The organism is Ruegeria sp. BF6, assembly GCF_056538665.1.
Genome location: NZ_JBQFTN010000001.1, coordinates 701,949 through 717,307 on the forward strand (window position 1 = coordinate 701,949; position 15,359 = coordinate 717,307).

Annotated in this window: 15 protein-coding genes and 1 pseudogene; 4 read left to right on the forward strand and 12 right to left on the reverse strand. The window is 57.4% G+C overall.

Translation table 11 applies throughout. The annotated features are described in order from the left end of the window. Positions 1-5: 5 nt before the first annotated feature. The 4 genes from metA to ACR0IM_RS03580 all read left to right on the forward strand — a co-directional run bounded on the left by metA (position 6) and on the right by ACR0IM_RS03580 (position 3,512). The gene (metA, locus tag ACR0IM_RS03565; protein WP_480680843.1) at positions 6-944 is read left to right on the forward strand and encodes a homoserine O-acetyltransferase MetA; all 939 of its coding nucleotides are present in this window, start codon (positions 6-8) and stop codon (positions 942-944) included. 4 nt (positions 945-948) lie between these two features. Then, entirely contained in the window at positions 949-1,899 is a 951-nt protein-coding gene (locus ACR0IM_RS03570; protein ID WP_480680844.1) for an alpha/beta fold hydrolase, read from the forward strand. 49 nt (positions 1,900-1,948) lie between these two features. After that, positions 1,949-2,818, forward strand: coding sequence for a polyphosphate kinase 2 (gene ppk2 / locus ACR0IM_RS03575; protein WP_480680845.1), 870 nt, complete (start codon positions 1,949-1,951; stop codon positions 2,816-2,818). Between the two features lie 79 nt (positions 2,819-2,897). Further along, positions 2,898-3,512: a TetR/AcrR family transcriptional regulator gene (locus ACR0IM_RS03580; RefSeq protein WP_480590653.1), complete on the forward strand. Its 615-nt coding sequence runs from the start codon at positions 2,898-2,900 to the stop codon at positions 3,510-3,512. A 3-nt stretch (positions 3,513-3,515) separates the two neighbouring features. Here ACR0IM_RS03580 and ACR0IM_RS03585 read toward each other — a convergent pair whose 3' ends face one another. The 12 genes and pseudogenes from ACR0IM_RS03585 to ACR0IM_RS03640 form a co-directional block, all read right to left on the reverse strand. Next, positions 3,516-4,574, reverse strand: a complete 1,059-nt coding sequence (locus ACR0IM_RS03585; RefSeq protein ID WP_480590651.1) for an adenylate/guanylate cyclase domain-containing protein — start codon at positions 4,572-4,574, stop codon at positions 3,516-3,518. Next, a complete protein-coding gene (locus tag ACR0IM_RS03590) occupies positions 4,571-4,948 on the reverse strand; it encodes a group I truncated hemoglobin (RefSeq protein WP_480680846.1) in 378 nt (125 codons plus the stop codon). The genes ACR0IM_RS03585 and ACR0IM_RS03590 overlap by 4 nt, the downstream gene beginning before the upstream one ends. A gap of 107 nt (positions 4,949-5,055) precedes the next feature. Further along, positions 5,056-5,898, reverse strand: a complete 843-nt coding sequence (locus ACR0IM_RS03595; protein WP_480640524.1) for a glycosyltransferase family 25 protein — start codon at positions 5,896-5,898, stop codon at positions 5,056-5,058. Positions 5,899-6,008: 110 nt separating this feature from the next. Continuing rightward, a complete protein-coding gene (locus tag ACR0IM_RS03600; RefSeq protein ID WP_480680849.1) occupies positions 6,009-7,229 on the reverse strand; it encodes an aminopeptidase P family protein in 1,221 nt (406 codons plus the stop codon). 160 nt (positions 7,230-7,389) lie between these two features. Next, the gene (locus tag ACR0IM_RS03605) at positions 7,390-8,601 is read right to left on the reverse strand and encodes an ABC transporter permease (RefSeq protein WP_480640526.1); all 1,212 of its coding nucleotides are present in this window, start codon (positions 8,599-8,601) and stop codon (positions 7,390-7,392) included. A gap of 5 nt (positions 8,602-8,606) precedes the next feature. Then, positions 8,607-9,878: an ABC transporter permease gene (locus ACR0IM_RS03610; protein WP_480590641.1), complete on the reverse strand. Its 1,272-nt coding sequence runs from the start codon at positions 9,876-9,878 to the stop codon at positions 8,607-8,609. A gap of 66 nt (positions 9,879-9,944) precedes the next feature. Continuing rightward, positions 9,945-11,036, reverse strand: a complete 1,092-nt coding sequence (locus ACR0IM_RS03615) for an extracellular solute-binding protein (RefSeq protein ID WP_480640527.1) — start codon at positions 11,034-11,036, stop codon at positions 9,945-9,947. A 111-nt stretch (positions 11,037-11,147) separates the two neighbouring features. Beyond that, positions 11,148-12,239 carry an ABC transporter ATP-binding protein gene (locus ACR0IM_RS03620; protein WP_480640528.1) on the reverse strand — a complete coding sequence of 364 codons (1,092 nt, stop codon included), beginning with the start codon at positions 12,237-12,239 and terminating at the stop codon, positions 11,148-11,150. A 149-nt stretch (positions 12,240-12,388) separates the two neighbouring features. Continuing rightward, entirely contained in the window at positions 12,389-12,676 is a 288-nt protein-coding gene (locus ACR0IM_RS03625) for an aspartate racemase/maleate isomerase family protein (protein ID WP_480680851.1), read from the reverse strand. Between the two features lie 121 nt (positions 12,677-12,797). Beyond that, complete coding sequence (locus tag ACR0IM_RS03630) at positions 12,798-13,097, reverse strand: hypothetical protein (RefSeq protein WP_480680852.1); 300 nt, start codon at positions 13,095-13,097, stop codon at positions 12,798-12,800. Continuing rightward, positions 13,094-14,239, reverse strand: a pseudogene (locus ACR0IM_RS03635) (M24 family metallopeptidase). Before ACR0IM_RS03635 ends, ACR0IM_RS03630 begins: the two are co-directional and overlap by 4 nt. Further along, positions 14,236-15,279: a pyridoxal-phosphate dependent enzyme gene (locus ACR0IM_RS03640; RefSeq protein WP_480680853.1), complete on the reverse strand. Its 1,044-nt coding sequence runs from the start codon at positions 15,277-15,279 to the stop codon at positions 14,236-14,238. Before ACR0IM_RS03640 ends, ACR0IM_RS03635 begins: the two are co-directional and overlap by 4 nt. Positions 15,280-15,359: the final 80 nt, after the last annotated feature.

Here is a 15,359-nt window from a genome sequence, read left to right on the forward strand (position 1 = left end):
ATCTGATGCCGATTAAGATCCCCTCCGACCTTCCTGCTTTTGATGTCCTCACCAAAGAGGGCGTCTCGGTCATGGCCGAGGATCAGGCGATGCATCAGGATATTCGCCCTCTGCGGATCGGGTTGTTGAACCTGATGCCCAAGAAGATTCAGACCGAGAACCAGTTCGCGCGCCTGATCGGGGCGACTCCGCTGCAGATTGACCTGTCTTTGATCCGCATGACCGAACATCGCACCAAGAACACCGCCGCTGAGCATATGGCCGAGTTCTACCGCCCATTTCAGGAGGTCAAGAACGAGAAGTTTGATGGCCTGATCATCACCGGCGCGCCGATTGAGCATCTGGATTTCACCGACGTCACCTATTGGGACGAAATGCGCGAGGTTTTCGAATGGACACAGACAAACGTGCATTCGACCTTTGGCGTCTGCTGGGGCGGGATGGCGATGATCAATCATTTCCACGGCGTGCAGAAACATATGTTGGACGCAAAGGCTTTCGGCTGTTTCCGTCATTCGAACCTCAACCCGGCCTCGCCTTTCTTGCGCGGATTTTCAGATGACTGCGTGATCCCGGTCAGCCGCTGGACTGAGATGAAGCAAAACGAGATTGATGCCGCGAACGGCTTGGTGACCTTGCTGGGCAGTGATGATGTGGGGCCGTGCCTGGTCGAAGATCGGGCGCATCGGGCTATCTATATTTTCAACCATTTCGAGTACGACAGCGACACTCTGAAACAGGAGTATGACCGCGACGTTGCCAATGGCACCCCGATCAACGTGCCGATGAACTACTATCCGGACGACGATCCGACCCAAACGCCGCAAAACAGATGGCGCAGCCACGCGCATCTGCTTTATGGCAACTGGATCAGTGAGATTTACGGCACCACCCCCTACGACATCAGCCGGATCGGTGTCGATCAAACCGATCTGAGGGCCTGACCCCATGTTACGCGTCGGCGTCATAGTTCTGACCCTGATGGTCATGCTATGGGCCGTCGCAATCTGGCGCTCAGCCCGGAACGAGGCGCGCGCCGAGGCCGCCTTCCCCCCCGAAGGCCAGATTGTCGACGTCGATGGTGTGCCCGTCCATGCCGTTGTGATGGGCGAAGGGCCGGACGTGGTGCTGATTCACGGGTCCAGTGGCAACACGCGCGACATGACCTTTGCGCTGGCCCCGATACTGGCAGAAAACTACCGAGTGATCGTATTTGATCGCCCCGGATTAGGCTATAGTGCCGGTTTCAACCCAGACGGGGAAACCATCGAAGAACAGGCGGAAATCCTGCAAAAGGCCGCTGCCCTGCTTGGTGCAGAAAAACCCATCGTCGCAGGCCAAAGCTATGGTGGATCAGTGTCGCTCGCCTGGGCGGTGACACGGCCCGACAACATTTCGGCAATGGTTTTAATTGCGCCCGCCGCGATCCCGTGGGAGACGCCTCTGGACGGTTTCAACCAACTGGCATCCACCTCGGTCGGCAGCGCAGTAACTCTGCCTTTGATCACCGCTTTTGTACCCAGTTGGTACGTCGAAAAAGCGCTGGACGGCGTGTTCGCACCCCAGACGGCCCCTGCGGGCTATGCCGATCACTTCGGCCCAGGTCTGACCCTGCGCCGCAATTCGATGCACACCAACGCCAAGCAGCGCGCCAATCTGTTGGATGAGGTCACCGCCCTGCGACCCCGATACGGCGAGATCGACGTCCCGACCGAGATTGTTCACGGCACCGCCGATGACACCGTTGGCCTCGAATGGCATTCACATCGTTTGATCGACGAAATCCCTGGGGCAGAACTGATCGAGCTGCCGGGCATCGGGCACATGCCGCAGGTCGTGGCCGCCCCCGAGGTTGCCGCCGCCATCGACCGCGCCGCACAACGTGCGGGTTTGCGTTAAGCCCACGGCTAATCCATAGTAGGATATGGCTTTTATGGCGAGGTAACACATGGCCCGTTCCGAAAAAGGTTCCATCGAAAAGTACTTCAAAAAGGATGCCCCGAAAGAGGTGCGTTCAGCCATTGAAAGGTCTGAAAAGGACGACATTCTGAACCCGACCTACCCTTACGACGAACGCATGAAGCGTAAGGAATACGAAAAAGAAATGGAAAAACTGCAGATTGAGTTAGTCAAAATGCAGTCCTGGGTAAAAGAGACTGATAGACGTGTAGCCCTCATTTTCGAGGGCCGGGATGCGGCTGGCAAAGGCGGCACAATCAAGCGGTTCCGCGAAAACCTGAACCCGCGCGGCGCGCGCAACGTCGCGCTCAGCAAACCATCTGATACAGAGCGCAGCCAGTGGTACTTCCAGCGGTACATTCAGCATCTTCCATCAGCCGGTGAGATCGTGTTCTTCGACCGAAGCTGGTATAACCGCGGCGTCGTTGAAAACGTGTTTGGTTTCTGTACGGCAGAAGAGCGCGAACGGTTTTTTCGGCAGGTTCTGCCGCTGGAAACCGGGCTGGTCAATGACGGGATCACCTTGTTCAAGTTCTGGCTGAATGTCGGCCGTGCCGAGCAACTGAACCGGTTCCTATCTCGTGAAACGGACCCGCTGAAACAGTGGAAACTCAGCCCAATCGACGTAGCGGGCCTGAACAAATGGGACGAATACAGCGAGTCGATTTCGGAAACCCTGACCCGCAGCCATTCCGAGCATTGCCCGTGGACCATCGTTCGGTCCGACGACAAGAAACGCGCGCGGCTGGCGGCCATTCGCACTGTGCTGCATGCGTTGGACTATGATGAAAAGGACGAGGACGCAATTGGGCTGAATGATCCCAAAATCTGCGGCGGGCCGGAAATCTGGGATGCATGACCAAGAGTGGACGAAGGCCACAACGCGGATTATGTCATGTATTCCGAAAGCTTAAACAGCAAAGGCACCTGAAACGGGGATGACGAAACGCGGGTATCACCACGGGAACCTGAAACAGGCTCTGATCGAGGCTGCACTGTCTTTGATCGAGGAAAAAGGCCCAACTGGCTTTACCTTGTCCGAGGCTGCCAAAACCGCAGGGGTCACACCGGCTGCGGTCTATCGGCATTTCCACGGGCGCGAAGACCTGATCGCCGAGGCCGCCCGGCAGGGGTATGAGATGTTCGCGGACCTGATGCAGTACGCTTATGACAAAGGCCAGCCCTCGGCCCTGGCCGCGTTCGAGGCGACAGGCCGCGCCTACCTGGCCTTTGCACGCAAGCACCCGGGTCATTACATCGCCATGTTCGAAAGCGGCATTTCCATCAACCGCACGCCCGAACTGTCGCTGGCGGCGAACCGGGCAAAAGCGGTACTGGAAAAAGCAGCCTCGGATCTATCGCAGCACATTCCGCCCGAAAAACGCCCACCCGCGTCGATGTTCAGCGCCCATATCTGGGCCATGAGCCACGGCGTTGTCGAACTGTTCGCGCGCAACACTGGCGCTAGTTCCCCCTTCCCGCCCGAGGACTTGCTGGAATCTGGGATCGGTATCTATCTGCGTGGTCTGGGGCTTGTCCCGCAGGACGATTAATGGTCAGAAACGCGACAACGGCTGCGGCACGCTAAGGCCAGAGGTCACATTGATCAGATCCATTTCACCCATGCCCTTGATGTCCACACGCCCAATGTCCGAGACCTGAAACTCGTCGATCAGGGCGTATTTCATCTCTTCCGGAGCAACGATATTCATCGGGTTTGCAAAGACTTGCAGGCGCGCGGCAATGTTAACCGCCGGACCGAACACGTCATAGACGTATTTCTGTATTCCCACGACCGAGCCAACAGCAGCCCCCATTCCCAAACCGATCCGGGCCTGCCATTTATGCGGGTGGCTTTCGTTGCGCCGCTCGAGATACCGCAGGAACCGTACTGCACAATGCGCTACTGCAGTTGCATGGTCCGGCGTCGCATCGGGCATACCCGACACTGCAAGATAGGCGTCGCCAATGGTCTTGATCCGCTCGCACCCAAACTGTTCAACGATGCGGTCGAAGGCAGTGAAAATATCGTTCAGCTCGCTCAGTGTCACGGTCGGGTCGGTCTTGGCCGCAAAATCCGTGAAGCCTACGAAATCCAGCATCACCACCGACACCTGATCGTATAGCTGAGGCGTGACAACGCCGAAGGTCTTGAACTCTTCGTACACCGCGCGTGGCATCAGGTTCAGCAACAGACGTTCAACCCGCTCTTTTTCCCGCTCCAATTCACGCGTGTTGCGCTCGACCATGGTCGAGTAGCTGTCGATCATGCTTTCAAGCTCGCGGATGCGGGTGATGTTTTGACATTCGATGACCAAAACCTGTTCAGACAGGCCATTTGCCAGCGACACAGTCGTCGCGAAAATCAGCGTTCTGCGCTTTGGTTTGATCTGCAGTTCAACAGAATAGCGCAGACCGGATTGCTTTACGTCCTCCAATTCACGAACTTCAAGCGATGGAAGCACATCCAGCAGCGTCTGCCCTTCCTCTGGCTTGCCGAACCACTCCGCGAACGGCCCGTTGTGAAATACGAAACTGAGATCTGAGGCGCGAACGACCGCAACACCAACTCCGATCGCCCGAAGCAGCTGCTCATTGATGGCCAGAATACTCATGCGGCGTCACGCGCGACAATGATTGAACGTTTGGATTCAATGGCATTCAGGGCGATTTTGATATGGCTGTCTTCCATCCCGTGCATGGCCAGCGCTTCGCCAAACAGCTCAGCCATTTCGTCAAAATCCGCATGTGAGATATTGAGGTGCCGGTGAACCGCTTCGATCCGATCATCACTGAAAGATGCAGGCCCGCCCACCAAGGAAGACACGAATTTGGTTTGGTGGTCGATCAGACGTGGCATGTCTATATCTTCAAAATGGCCGCCAATTTGATCGGATTCCAAGGCCATTTCATAAAATGTCATCACGATCCGACTAATGGTTTTGAACCCGCCGTATTTTTCGTAAATAGTCTGCCCCACACCAAACACCCGAACGTTAACCACAAAAACACTGGAAGATTATATCAAATCGACAGTTTTGTTAACGCTTATGCGTTGCATGGCAGATATCAGGGGATTCAGAGCCTGATTATAAGTCACACGCTCAGGTCGTCAGCGCACGGAATGAACCCGACGAACCCGCCATCATCCAACAAACGGCGCTGACCGCCAGTGCGCCAGTACAATTTGCGCCCCGCCGCCTGCAGTTCGCGCCGAACGCGGAACCAAAATGGCCCCTTGTCCAAACCGCTGTTGGTTTTCTGGTCCTGCGACCGCTCACTGAGCTTGACGGTTTCGGCGGTCTGTTCCTGTTGTTTCGACCAGATCACCTGAACTCCTATCGCCGGAAAGCACTGATACATGCGCCAATCCGAACGCGGGATCGAGATGAAGTCGTCCAAGTGATCGGAATACTGCTCCGACCACGACAACAGCTTTCTACAGGCCGCCTGCGTCACGATATAGGCGGCCGCGCTAGGGGCCATTTCCAGCATTGGTCTGACCGGGACGTCTGCAATCCTCTGCAATACTCCGAACCGCATGGACCGCGGCGAGTAATCCAGCTTGATGAGGTCAAACCCGTTTCCACCATCCAACAGTGCAGCTATGACCGCCCCAGCCTGCGCGGACATTTCAACGTCATCCTCAAAGACAGCCACCGCCTTCAGTCCTTGATCCACAGCGGCTTGCCACACGGCGCGGTGGCTTTCGAAACAGGCAATTTCGCTTTGCTTCAGTCCCCAGCGACTGCCGGTTCCGGGGACATAGCCATTGTCCTCAAGTGCGCCGGGTTTCTGCGCGTCCAATGCGCTGAACCGTTGGGCACCGACCAAACCTGTGTGGGCGAACTGAGCTTCCATGAAGCTGGCCCGTTCCGGCACCCGGTCGAGGTTAATAAAACAGACACCCGTATCCGATGGCAGTTCGAATTGTCCCACGGCATATCCTTTCCGATAGTGTCGCCAGATACACACCTCAGAACCGGACAATCAACCCCACCATGGGCACTGAAAAAAGGAAGGGCTGGTGACCCTTCCTTGCAATGCGATCAGGCACTGATCGTGTTGTGTTCCGGGCCATACGGGAAACCGGTGATATTCTCGGCGCCGGTTTCCCCGACAACCAGAATGTCATGCTCGCGATAACCGCCTGCGCCTTTCTGGCCTTCGGGAATCCACAGCATCGGCTCGATTGAGACGACCATGCCCGGCTCCAGCACCGTGTCGATATCCTCGCGAAGCTCCAGCCCGGCTTCGCGGCCGTAGTAGTGGCTGAGGATCCCGAACGAATGGCCGTAACCAAAAGAACGGTACTGCAGCAGCCCTTCATCCGCAAAGAAGCGGTTGATCTCGGCCGTAATACCCGAGCAGGTCGCGCCGGGTTTGATCAGGCTCAGGCCCAGTTCATGCGCGGCGACGTTGGCCTTCCAGATACGCAGGCTTTCCGCATCTGGTTCTCCGAGGAACAGGGTGCGCTCCAAAGCGGTGTAATAGCCTGAGATCATGGGAAAAGTGTTCAGTGAAAGGATATCGCCTTTTTGCAGCGCACGTTTGGTAACCGGGTTATGCGCGCCATCGGTGTTCAGGCCGGACTGGAACCAGACCCAGGTATCACGGTATTCCGCATCCGGATAGGCACGCGCGATTTCGGCCTCCATCGCGTCGCGTCCGGCCATGGCAATCTCGATCTCGGTCGCGCCTTCATGAATAGCGGCGTGAATGGCTGCGCCGCCAACATCCGCAGTGCGCGCGCCGCCCTTGATCAACTCGATCTCTTCCGCAGATTTCACCATCCGAGCAGCCATCGTGTCCGGAGCAATATCCACCAGATCCGGCCCGCCCAACATGTCCAGCGCCGTATCCCGCATGGCCAGCGTCATGTGATCACCTTCGATGCCGATCCGACGGGCCGAGCCAATCAGACTAGCCACCGCGCGCCAGTAGTTGTTCCGCTTCCAGTCGGTATAGATCACGTTTTCCTCGACCGAGCGCCGCCACGGCTGGCCCGCATCGATATTCGCCGATACCGTGGTGCAGCTGTCCTGCGTTACAACGCAGCCATACGGACGGCCGAACGCGCAATACAGAAAGCCCGAGTAGTAAGCAATGTTGTGCATCGACGTCAGCAGCACTGCCGGGATATCACGCGCCGCCATCGTCGCGCGCAGACTGGCCAAACGCCGGGCGTATTCCGCTTTGCTGAAGGGCAACGGAGCCTTGTCGCCATTGTGGCTGGTGAAGAACTCGGGGCGATTTTGCAATTCAGTCATTTGGTCTCTCCTCAATGCCGGACAGGCACCGCCCGGCCACAAGCCCCGGCGTTCAGGACAAGCGGCCTCGGGAACCGAGAGCCATGCACCCCGCCCTACGTCACGACGCCATCGTGACCGGGGTGCATGGTGAAATCGCTAAATCAGCTTTCGAGTCGCGTCAAGCCGGGCTGAGGCCCCGCAGGCGTTCGGAGCGCCGCCGCAGCAGTTCAACCGTGGTCAGCAGCGCAATCGAGATCACCACAAGGATCGTCGCCACCGCCAGAATGGTCGGGCTGATCTGTTCCCGCAGGCCAGTGAACATCTGCCACGGCAGCGTTTTTTGACTGGCCGAACCAACAAACAGCACCACCACAACCTCGTCGAACGAGGTGATGAAAGCGAACAACCCGCCGGAGATCACACCCGGCAGGATCAGCGGCATCTGGATCTTGAAGAAGGTCCGCACCGGCCCTGCCCCCATATTCGCGGCTGCCCGCGTCAATGACTGATCGAAACCGACCAAAGTAGCCGTCACCGTGATGATCACGAAAGGAATGCCCAGAACCGCGTGGGCAAGGATGACCTTCACATAGCCTACGAAGTTTTTGTCCATGCCCAGCGTGCCCTCAAGGAAGCGCCCGATGTCGCTGTAGAAGAAGAACATCCCTGTCGCCGAGATGATCAGCGGCACGATCATCGGTGAGATCAGGATGCCCATGATGGCCCGGCGCCCCGGTACGTGGCTCTGACTGAGGCCGATGGCCGCCAATGTCCCTAGAGACACCGAAATGATCGTCGCAATCGGCGCGATGATCAGCGAGTTTTTGAAGCTGCGCTGCCACTCATTGTTGGTGAAGAAATCGCGGTAGTGCTTCAGTGAGTACCCCTCGGGATCCAGCCGCAGCATCTCGGGAGTGAAGGTGAAGAAATCCTGTGCGTTGAATGACAGCGGCAGAACCACAAGGATCGGCGTGATCAGGAAGACAAAGATGGCGCCGCAAATCACGCGAAACAGGTAATGCTCGAACACCTGCCGACCTGTCAGATAGGGCAACAGCTTTTGCCGATAGCGGCCCTCGTACAGCCAGAAGATGAAGAAGGCAAAGAACCAGCCGACCAGCAGCCCGGCGATCAAACCGGTGATCCCGGCAAAGAAGAACCCGATGGCGGCAAGCCCCAATACAGTGATCCAGCGCGCAACCCGTTCATTGTCGAGCACGGTGATATAGACCCAGGCCAGCGCCGCCATCAGCGCGGCGCCGATCAGGATGCCCAGGAGGACATTGCCCTGCCCGGCGCCGACGAACATGCCGACAAAACCTCCGGCAATGGCGACAGCCGGCAGAACGACCGACAACGGTTTGCGGGATATGGGTGTAAGTGCTGCCATGATCTTTATCCCAACTTCACGTTATCAATGCCCACGATCTTGTCGTAGCACCAGTAGAGCAACAGAACGACCGCCAGCAGGATCGTCCCCAGCGCCGCAGCCAGACCCCAGTTCAGCGAGGACGAGATGTGATAGGCAATCCGGTTCGAGATGAAGACACCTTTGGTGCCGCCCACGATCTCGGGCGTGATGTAGTAGCCGATGGCCAGAATGAATACGAGGATCGACCCCGCTCCGATTCCCGGAATGGACTGCGGGAAGTAGATCCGCCAGAAGGTTGTCCAGTTGGTCGCGCCCATCGACTTGGCCGCGCGGGTGTAGGATGGCGGGATCGTCTGCATCACCGAATACATCGGCAGGATCATGAACGGCAGCAGAATGTGGGTCATCGCGATGATCGTGCCAAATTGGTTGTTGATGATCACAAGTCGCGCATCATCAGCGACCAGACCCAGCCAGACCAGCGTTTCGTTGATCACGCCCTGCTGCTGCAACATGACTTTCCACGCAGAGGTTCGCACCAGCAGCGAGGTCCAGAAGGGAAGCAACACGAGGATCATCAACATGTTGGACACCCGCATCGGAAGGGTCGCCAGCAGGTACGAGACCGGGTATGCCAACAGAATGCAGGACCCGGTAATAATCAGCGACATGAACAACGTGCGCCCGAACAGCTTGATAAGGATTTGTTTGTCCTCGGGCTGCGATTGGGCGCCTTCGGGCGTGCGACGCATATCGATTGCGTTCAGGAAATAGCCATTGGTGATTGGCACCGCATGGGTCTTGATCGTGCGCCAGGTTTCCACATCACCCCAACCGTCGTGAATCTCAATCAGCTTTTCCTTGAAAGGCGCATCAGCTTCAGGGTCCAGACGTTTGATATTACGTCCTGATTTACGGAACATCGAAGACATGCCTGTCTGTTCATAGTTCAGACGCGTGCCGAGTCTGGTATGCGTTTTCTCCTCAACAGCTGCGACCATGTCCTTGGTAAAGGCGGCGTAAAGGGCTTCGTCGGGCAGCTCTCCGCTTTCAGCATCCCAGTTCTTCAGCTCAACCACAGTCAGCGGGAGCGTTTCAGCGACGATGCCGTTTTCAACCGACCGAAACAACATCGACACGATCGGGATCACAAACGAGAGTAACACAAACAACAGCAGGGGCGCGACAAGGGCCAGCGCCCGAAGTTTGCGGCGGCGAAGGGATCGCGCCAGTGATTTCTTAAGTGGCGTGCCATCGGCGGCCAGCATCGGACCGGATTGAGTAGCGTCAGTCATCTGCGTCCCTTGGTCTTTGGTGGGTCGGGGCCATTGGCGGCCCCGACCTTGCGTTTAAAGACAGGCTTATTGTGCCAGCCATGCCTGGAATTTTGCGTCGATATCGTCGCGGTAGTCAGCCCAGAACTCGTAGTTGTACAGGAACGTGTTCTTGGCATTCTCCGGATCGGTCGGCATGTGCGGTGCCATGTCGATACCCAGTTCGGCGTGCTGGCCAACCAAAGGTGCCGACGAGGCACGGGCCGGACCATACGAGATGTACTTGGCCTGATCCGCCAGACGCTGCGTGTCGGTCGCGAACATGATGTAGTCCAGCGCACGCTGCTGACGCTCTTCGCTCAGACCTGCCGGGATGATCCAGCCGTCCAGATCAAACACCTGCGCGTCCCACAACATGGCGACGGGCTGCTTTTGCTCTTCGATCACGCTGAACAGGCGGCCATTATAAGTCGACCCCATGATAACCTCACCGTCGGCCAGCAGCTGCGGCGTGTCGGCACCAGCAGACCACCAGACAACACTGTCTTTGATAGTGCCCAGCTTGGCCAGCGCCTGATCCTGCCCTTCCGGGGTCGCAAGAACATCGTAGACGTCGTCCTTGGCTACGCCATCACACAGCAGCGCCCATTCCATGTTGTTGATTGGACGTTTTTCAAGCGAACGCTTGCCGGGATAGGTTTCCAGATCAAATACAGCGCAGATATCGGTGGGTGGGGTGTCGCCAACCAGATCAGTGCGATAGCCGAATGCAGTCGAATAAACGATCTGCGGGATGAAGCAGTCACTGACCAGCAGGTCGCCGAAATCTTCTGAGGCCGGTGTTCCATCCGGCGCCGGGGCCAGTTGGGTGTCGAAATCGATCTCAAGCGCCAGACCTTCGTCGCACAGGCGGATCGCGTCCGAGGCCACAACGTCAACCACATCCCAGGTGATGTTGCCCGCTTCGTTCATCGCGCGCAGTTTGGCGACCGCTTCATTCGAGCTGTCGTCATTCAAAATGGTAATACCGGTCTTTTCCGAATAGGGTTCGTGATAGGCTTTGAGCTGCGATTTGGAGTATGCGCCGCCCCACGAAACGATCGTCATCTCTTCGGCCATCGCGCCACCGGCAACTGCGGCAACTACACTCGCCAAAAGAGTGGTTTTGGTAACTTTCATTGTTAACTCCCTGTTTTACCCGTTAATTTTAACTTTGAAGACCGGATCACGGGGCAACCCGATCAACTGATGTCCCGCGCACCCGGGCGGATCACACGGGGATTTTCTGTATCAGGCGTCAAGCGCGCGGCAGTCCTGGGCCAGCCAGCCGATCTCGACCTCTTGACCTGGACGCAACTTGACCGCATCCGGCGCGTTCCGGGTCTTGATGATGAAATCATCGTTTCCGGCCACGGACAGGCGGAAGCGGAACACGTCGCCCATATAGATGAACTCTTTTACCGTAGCCTTCAGCGTATGCGCATCGGCGTGCAGACGGTCCTTGTTGAACTCAACGCGTTCGGGGCGGATCGAAACTTTAGTTCGTTCGCCCGCCTTGTGGACGTTCACGGGTTTGGCATCAATCTCGGAACCGTCATCGAGAGCCACCACACATGAATCGCCGTCAATCGACTTAACAACACCTTCCAATGTGTTGTTTTCACCAATGAATTGCGCGACGAAACTGTTTTCGGGCTCTTCATACAGAAGGTCCGGCGGCGCCAATTGCTGAATGCGGCCGTCGTCGAATACCGCAACCCTGTCCGACATAGTCAACGCCTCGGTCTGATCGTGGGTCACGTAAACGGTAGTGATCCCCAGTTCGTGCGCCAGACGAGTGATTTCGAACTGCATATGTTCGCGCAGTTGTTTGTCCAGCGCGCCTAGCGGTTCGTCCATCAGAACCAGTTCGGGTTCGAACACTAGCGCCCGCGCCAGCGCGATCCGCTGTTGCTGACCCCCGGACAATTGCGCTGGACGACGGCTACCAAAGGCCCCCATCTGCACCATATCCAGCGCCCGCTTTACCTTTTCCTCGCGCTGATCCTTGCCCATATTCCGTACTTCCAGCGGAAAGGACAGGTTCTCGGCCACGGTCATGTGCGGGAAAAGGGCGTAGTTCTGGAACACCATTCCAATACCACGCTTATGCGGAGGGATGTTATTGATTGGACGTCCATCCAACATGATCTCACCATGAGTGGCGGTTTCGAACCCGGCCAACATCATCAGGCAGGTTGTCTTACCGGACCCCGATGGGCCCAGCATTGTCAGAAACTCACCTTTTGGCATTGAGAGGTTTAGATCTTTTACAACGAGTATTTCGCCATCATAAGACTTTTGGACACGCTGAAACTCGACGAACGCTGCGTCATTGGACATATACCGACTTGGCTCCCTGTGTGGTCTGTTGTTTGCCCGGTTTATCCGGATCTCAAAGACCTGTTGCCCTCATTAAAGGACATGCGAGACGCGGCACGCAACCAAAATGTGACAAAGGTCAGACATTTTCGATTGTGCCTGCATTACCATTAAGCGGAATTCAGTTCCCGCATGTGCCATGCAAGGCTTTGATTGCTGGACAAAACCGGCTTTTTCAAACGGCTTTCGATTTCTGGAATTGCATCAAAAGTTCTTAAATTCGTACAGCTTATGAAAACAGCTTCAACCGCTGGATCGGCCCCAAGTCTCAGCGCTGCATCAACCACTGAACGCTGTGAAATGCGTACAACTTTTGATTCTTCCGCCTCTCCGAACGAGCCGAAAACATCCATTGATACCCCATTTTCAGCAAAAGCCTGCCGCAGCGGTTCGTTCACTTCTTCGATATAAGGCGACAGTTACGCAAACTTAGAGACCCCAAAATGCGCCGCACAGGCGGACGCTGCGCGCAGAGGGTTCGTGACCTCCGCCACGTTGCAGGATTTCCGGATCATCCGTTCAATCCGGTCGGATCCGATAACCGAACTGGCCGACGTACATCCGTACCCAACCACCTTGTAGAGGTGGATCTTGGGCAGAAGGTCCGCTGCGGCAGGCAGGGTATTCTCCATTTCCGCCAGCGTATCTTTCGTCACCTCTGCCCTGCTGGGAATACCCGAGACATAGGTCGGTGCGCGCCGGTTCGGCGAAATAGGCGTAAAACTCGGGCTCGATCGTCTCGTCGGTTTGCAACACGATCAGCCCCATCGGCGTGGCGTCGGGATCGTCTTTGTCCAACGTGTTGGGTAAAAAGCTCATATCTCGGGCAACTCCGGACCGATTCTGGGGCTGATGAAGCGCGGCGCCCCTTCGGTGATGACTATATTCTCCTCGTGAACGAGGATTTTGCCGCCAACCGCTATGCCGGGTTCCAGCGTCAGAATCATTCCCTGCTCCAGTACAGTATGATCGGTAGGGATCAGAGACGGCCATTCCGTCAACGACATCCCCAGCCCATGCCCCCGTCGCCCTGCGCCAGTCTCGCCCGAGGTGCGAGACAGAACCTTGTTCATGACGTGAAACAGCTCTGCCGCCTTTGCGCCGGGGCGCGCAGCATCAAATGCGGCGTCCGAGGCCTCTATCAGCGTCGCATAGGCATCGTGAACCTGCTGGCTGGCTGCTCCGACCGACCAGTTGCGGTCGAGTCGCAGAAATATGCGTCCCAAACCAGCCCGGTATCCAGCATCAGAACATTACCGGGGCTCAGTGCGGTGGCACGGGCCGGCGAGATCACGTCGGTATATCCACCCTACTCTGCTCCGCCAGCAAGGTACGGCACCAAATCCGCGCCCTCGTCCAGACACAACACTGAAACCGGCGAAAGACCTCATCCAACGCGACGCCGTCTCTGGCAATCTCGGGCATGCACCGAAAGGCCCGCCCGGCAATGGCGCAGGCGGTTTCGATCTTGGTAATCTAAGCCGGGGATTTGACCATCCAAAAGTTGCGGTGAATACCCTCGTCACCGCTTACACGGCGCGCACCCAGCACGTATGGTAACCGGCTCAGATCAGCCAAAGGCATACGGATATGCGTCTCGTGCCCATCCGGCAGGCCGATCACCGCATCCTCCGGACAAACCTCGCGCAGAGTATCAGTCAGCAGACTTACACCGTCGTCGTCCAGATCGGGCGCGCTCCAGGTACGGATGTCATCCACCCAAGTCTGCGCCATCAGTGCAGCCCCGATCAACGGGATGACGGCTATCGGCTTGCCCGAAACGGGAAGTATCAGGAACCAAGGGCGTGTCGGGCTTTCCCAGAAACGGGTCAGGTAGCCGGTGAAATAACGAACTTCGGGCTCGGTCGTCCGCAACAACGCCGAAAGAACCGCCTGCTCCATCCGACGCTGCGCGCGCTCTGTTCGCGCGAGCGGAGTTCGGACGACTCAAAGCCCCTCATTCGGCGATCTCGGACAGGAAGCACAAGACACGGGCATCGGGTCCGGTGCCCAGAGCCTCGCGCACTTGATCATTCATGACGGCGGCTACACCCGCCCCGCCTGACGCGGTGGTGGCTATACCGGCCGAGGCCATGGCCGGAAGATGTTCGGTCACTTGCTGATCGGACAAAGTCAGAAACCTGTCTGCATCGCGAGCCAACCCGTTCAGAGCAATCAACGACGGCTCCTTACAGTCGAGCCGTCCCATCACGCTGTCGGGGCCGTCGGCGAAAACGCAGGCACCGGCCTTGATACTGGCTTGTAACGCCGGGGCCGCTTCGGGTTCGACCACGATGATCTGCGGCGCATCCCCCCAGACGGTTCGCGCGTAGGCCGCAACCGCTCCGGCCATCCCACCAACACCGGCCTGCAGTATGATATGGGTCGGCACCTGAGGGCATTGTCGAACGGCCTCGGCCGCCATCTGCAAGTACCCCTCCATCAGAGTATGCGGCAGGTCGAAATACCCCTCCCACGAACTGTCGGAGAGCAGTATCCAGTTGTTGTCCTGCGCCGCTTTGCTGGCGGCGTTCATGCTGGCGGCGTAATCTGTGCCTTCCCGCACAACCTTCGCACCTTGTTCGCGCAGGCGATCTGCAAAACTCTCGGGCACGGTATCGGCGATATAGACCACTGCGTCAGCTCCGAACCTGCGCGCGCCCGAGGCCACGCTGAGCCCGTGATTGCCTGCGCTGGCCGTGACATAGGTACGACCCGACAGCGTTGTGGCGTCGGGCGTCTCAGCAATCTCTGCCGCATGGCGCGCGATGACATAGGCGGCCCCCAATGCCTTGAACGACCCCAGCCCCATCCGTCCACGTTCATCTTTCACCCACAGGTTTGCCACATCCGCCAACCCGTGCACATCGGTTAAAGGGGTTTCGTCAGCCGACAGGCAACGCGCGATCAATTCCGAAGCGCGCGCCACATTCGTGGACGGAAATGGTACGCCCTCGATCAGTTTCTGACCGGCGCGATACGGGTTGGATGTGATTTTCAACTGAGCGTCTTCTCTGTGTTGCCCATTGACGTGATCGGATTCGTCTAGTTCTGTCAACAAAACTCAGTCACCGAAGGAAG

Excerpts from the sequence above, each read along its gene's own strand:
- metA (WP_480680843.1), top strand. The coding sequence starts at position 6 with ATGCCGATTAAGATCCCCTCCGACCTTCCTGCTTTTGATGTCCTCACC.
- ACR0IM_RS03570 (WP_480680844.1), top strand. The coding sequence starts at position 949 with ATGTTACGCGTCGGCGTCATAGTTCTGACCCTGATGGTCATGCTATGG.
- ppk2 (WP_480680845.1), top strand. The coding sequence starts at position 1,949 with ATGGCCCGTTCCGAAAAAGGTTCCATCGAAAAGTACTTCAAAAAGGAT.
- ACR0IM_RS03580 (WP_480590653.1), top strand. The coding sequence starts at position 2,898 with ATGACGAAACGCGGGTATCACCACGGGAACCTGAAACAGGCTCTGATC.
- ACR0IM_RS03585 (WP_480590651.1), bottom strand. The coding sequence starts at position 4,574 with ATGAGTATTCTGGCCATCAATGAGCAGCTGCTTCGGGCGATCGGAGTT.
- ACR0IM_RS03600 (WP_480680849.1), bottom strand. The coding sequence starts at position 7,229 with ATGACTGAATTGCAAAATCGCCCCGAGTTCTTCACCAGCCACAATGGC.
- ACR0IM_RS03605 (WP_480640526.1), bottom strand. The coding sequence starts at position 8,601 with ATGGCAGCACTTACACCCATATCCCGCAAACCGTTGTCGGTCGTTCTG.
- ACR0IM_RS03610 (WP_480590641.1), bottom strand. The coding sequence starts at position 9,878 with ATGACTGACGCTACTCAATCCGGTCCGATGCTGGCCGCCGATGGCACG.
- ACR0IM_RS03615 (WP_480640527.1), bottom strand. The coding sequence starts at position 11,036 with ATGAAAGTTACCAAAACCACTCTTTTGGCGAGTGTAGTTGCCGCAGTT.
- ACR0IM_RS03620 (WP_480640528.1), bottom strand. The coding sequence starts at position 12,239 with ATGTCCAATGACGCAGCGTTCGTCGAGTTTCAGCGTGTCCAAAAGTCT.
- ACR0IM_RS03630 (WP_480680852.1), bottom strand. The coding sequence starts at position 13,097 with ATGAGCTTTTTACCCAACACGTTGGACAAAGACGATCCCGACGCCACG.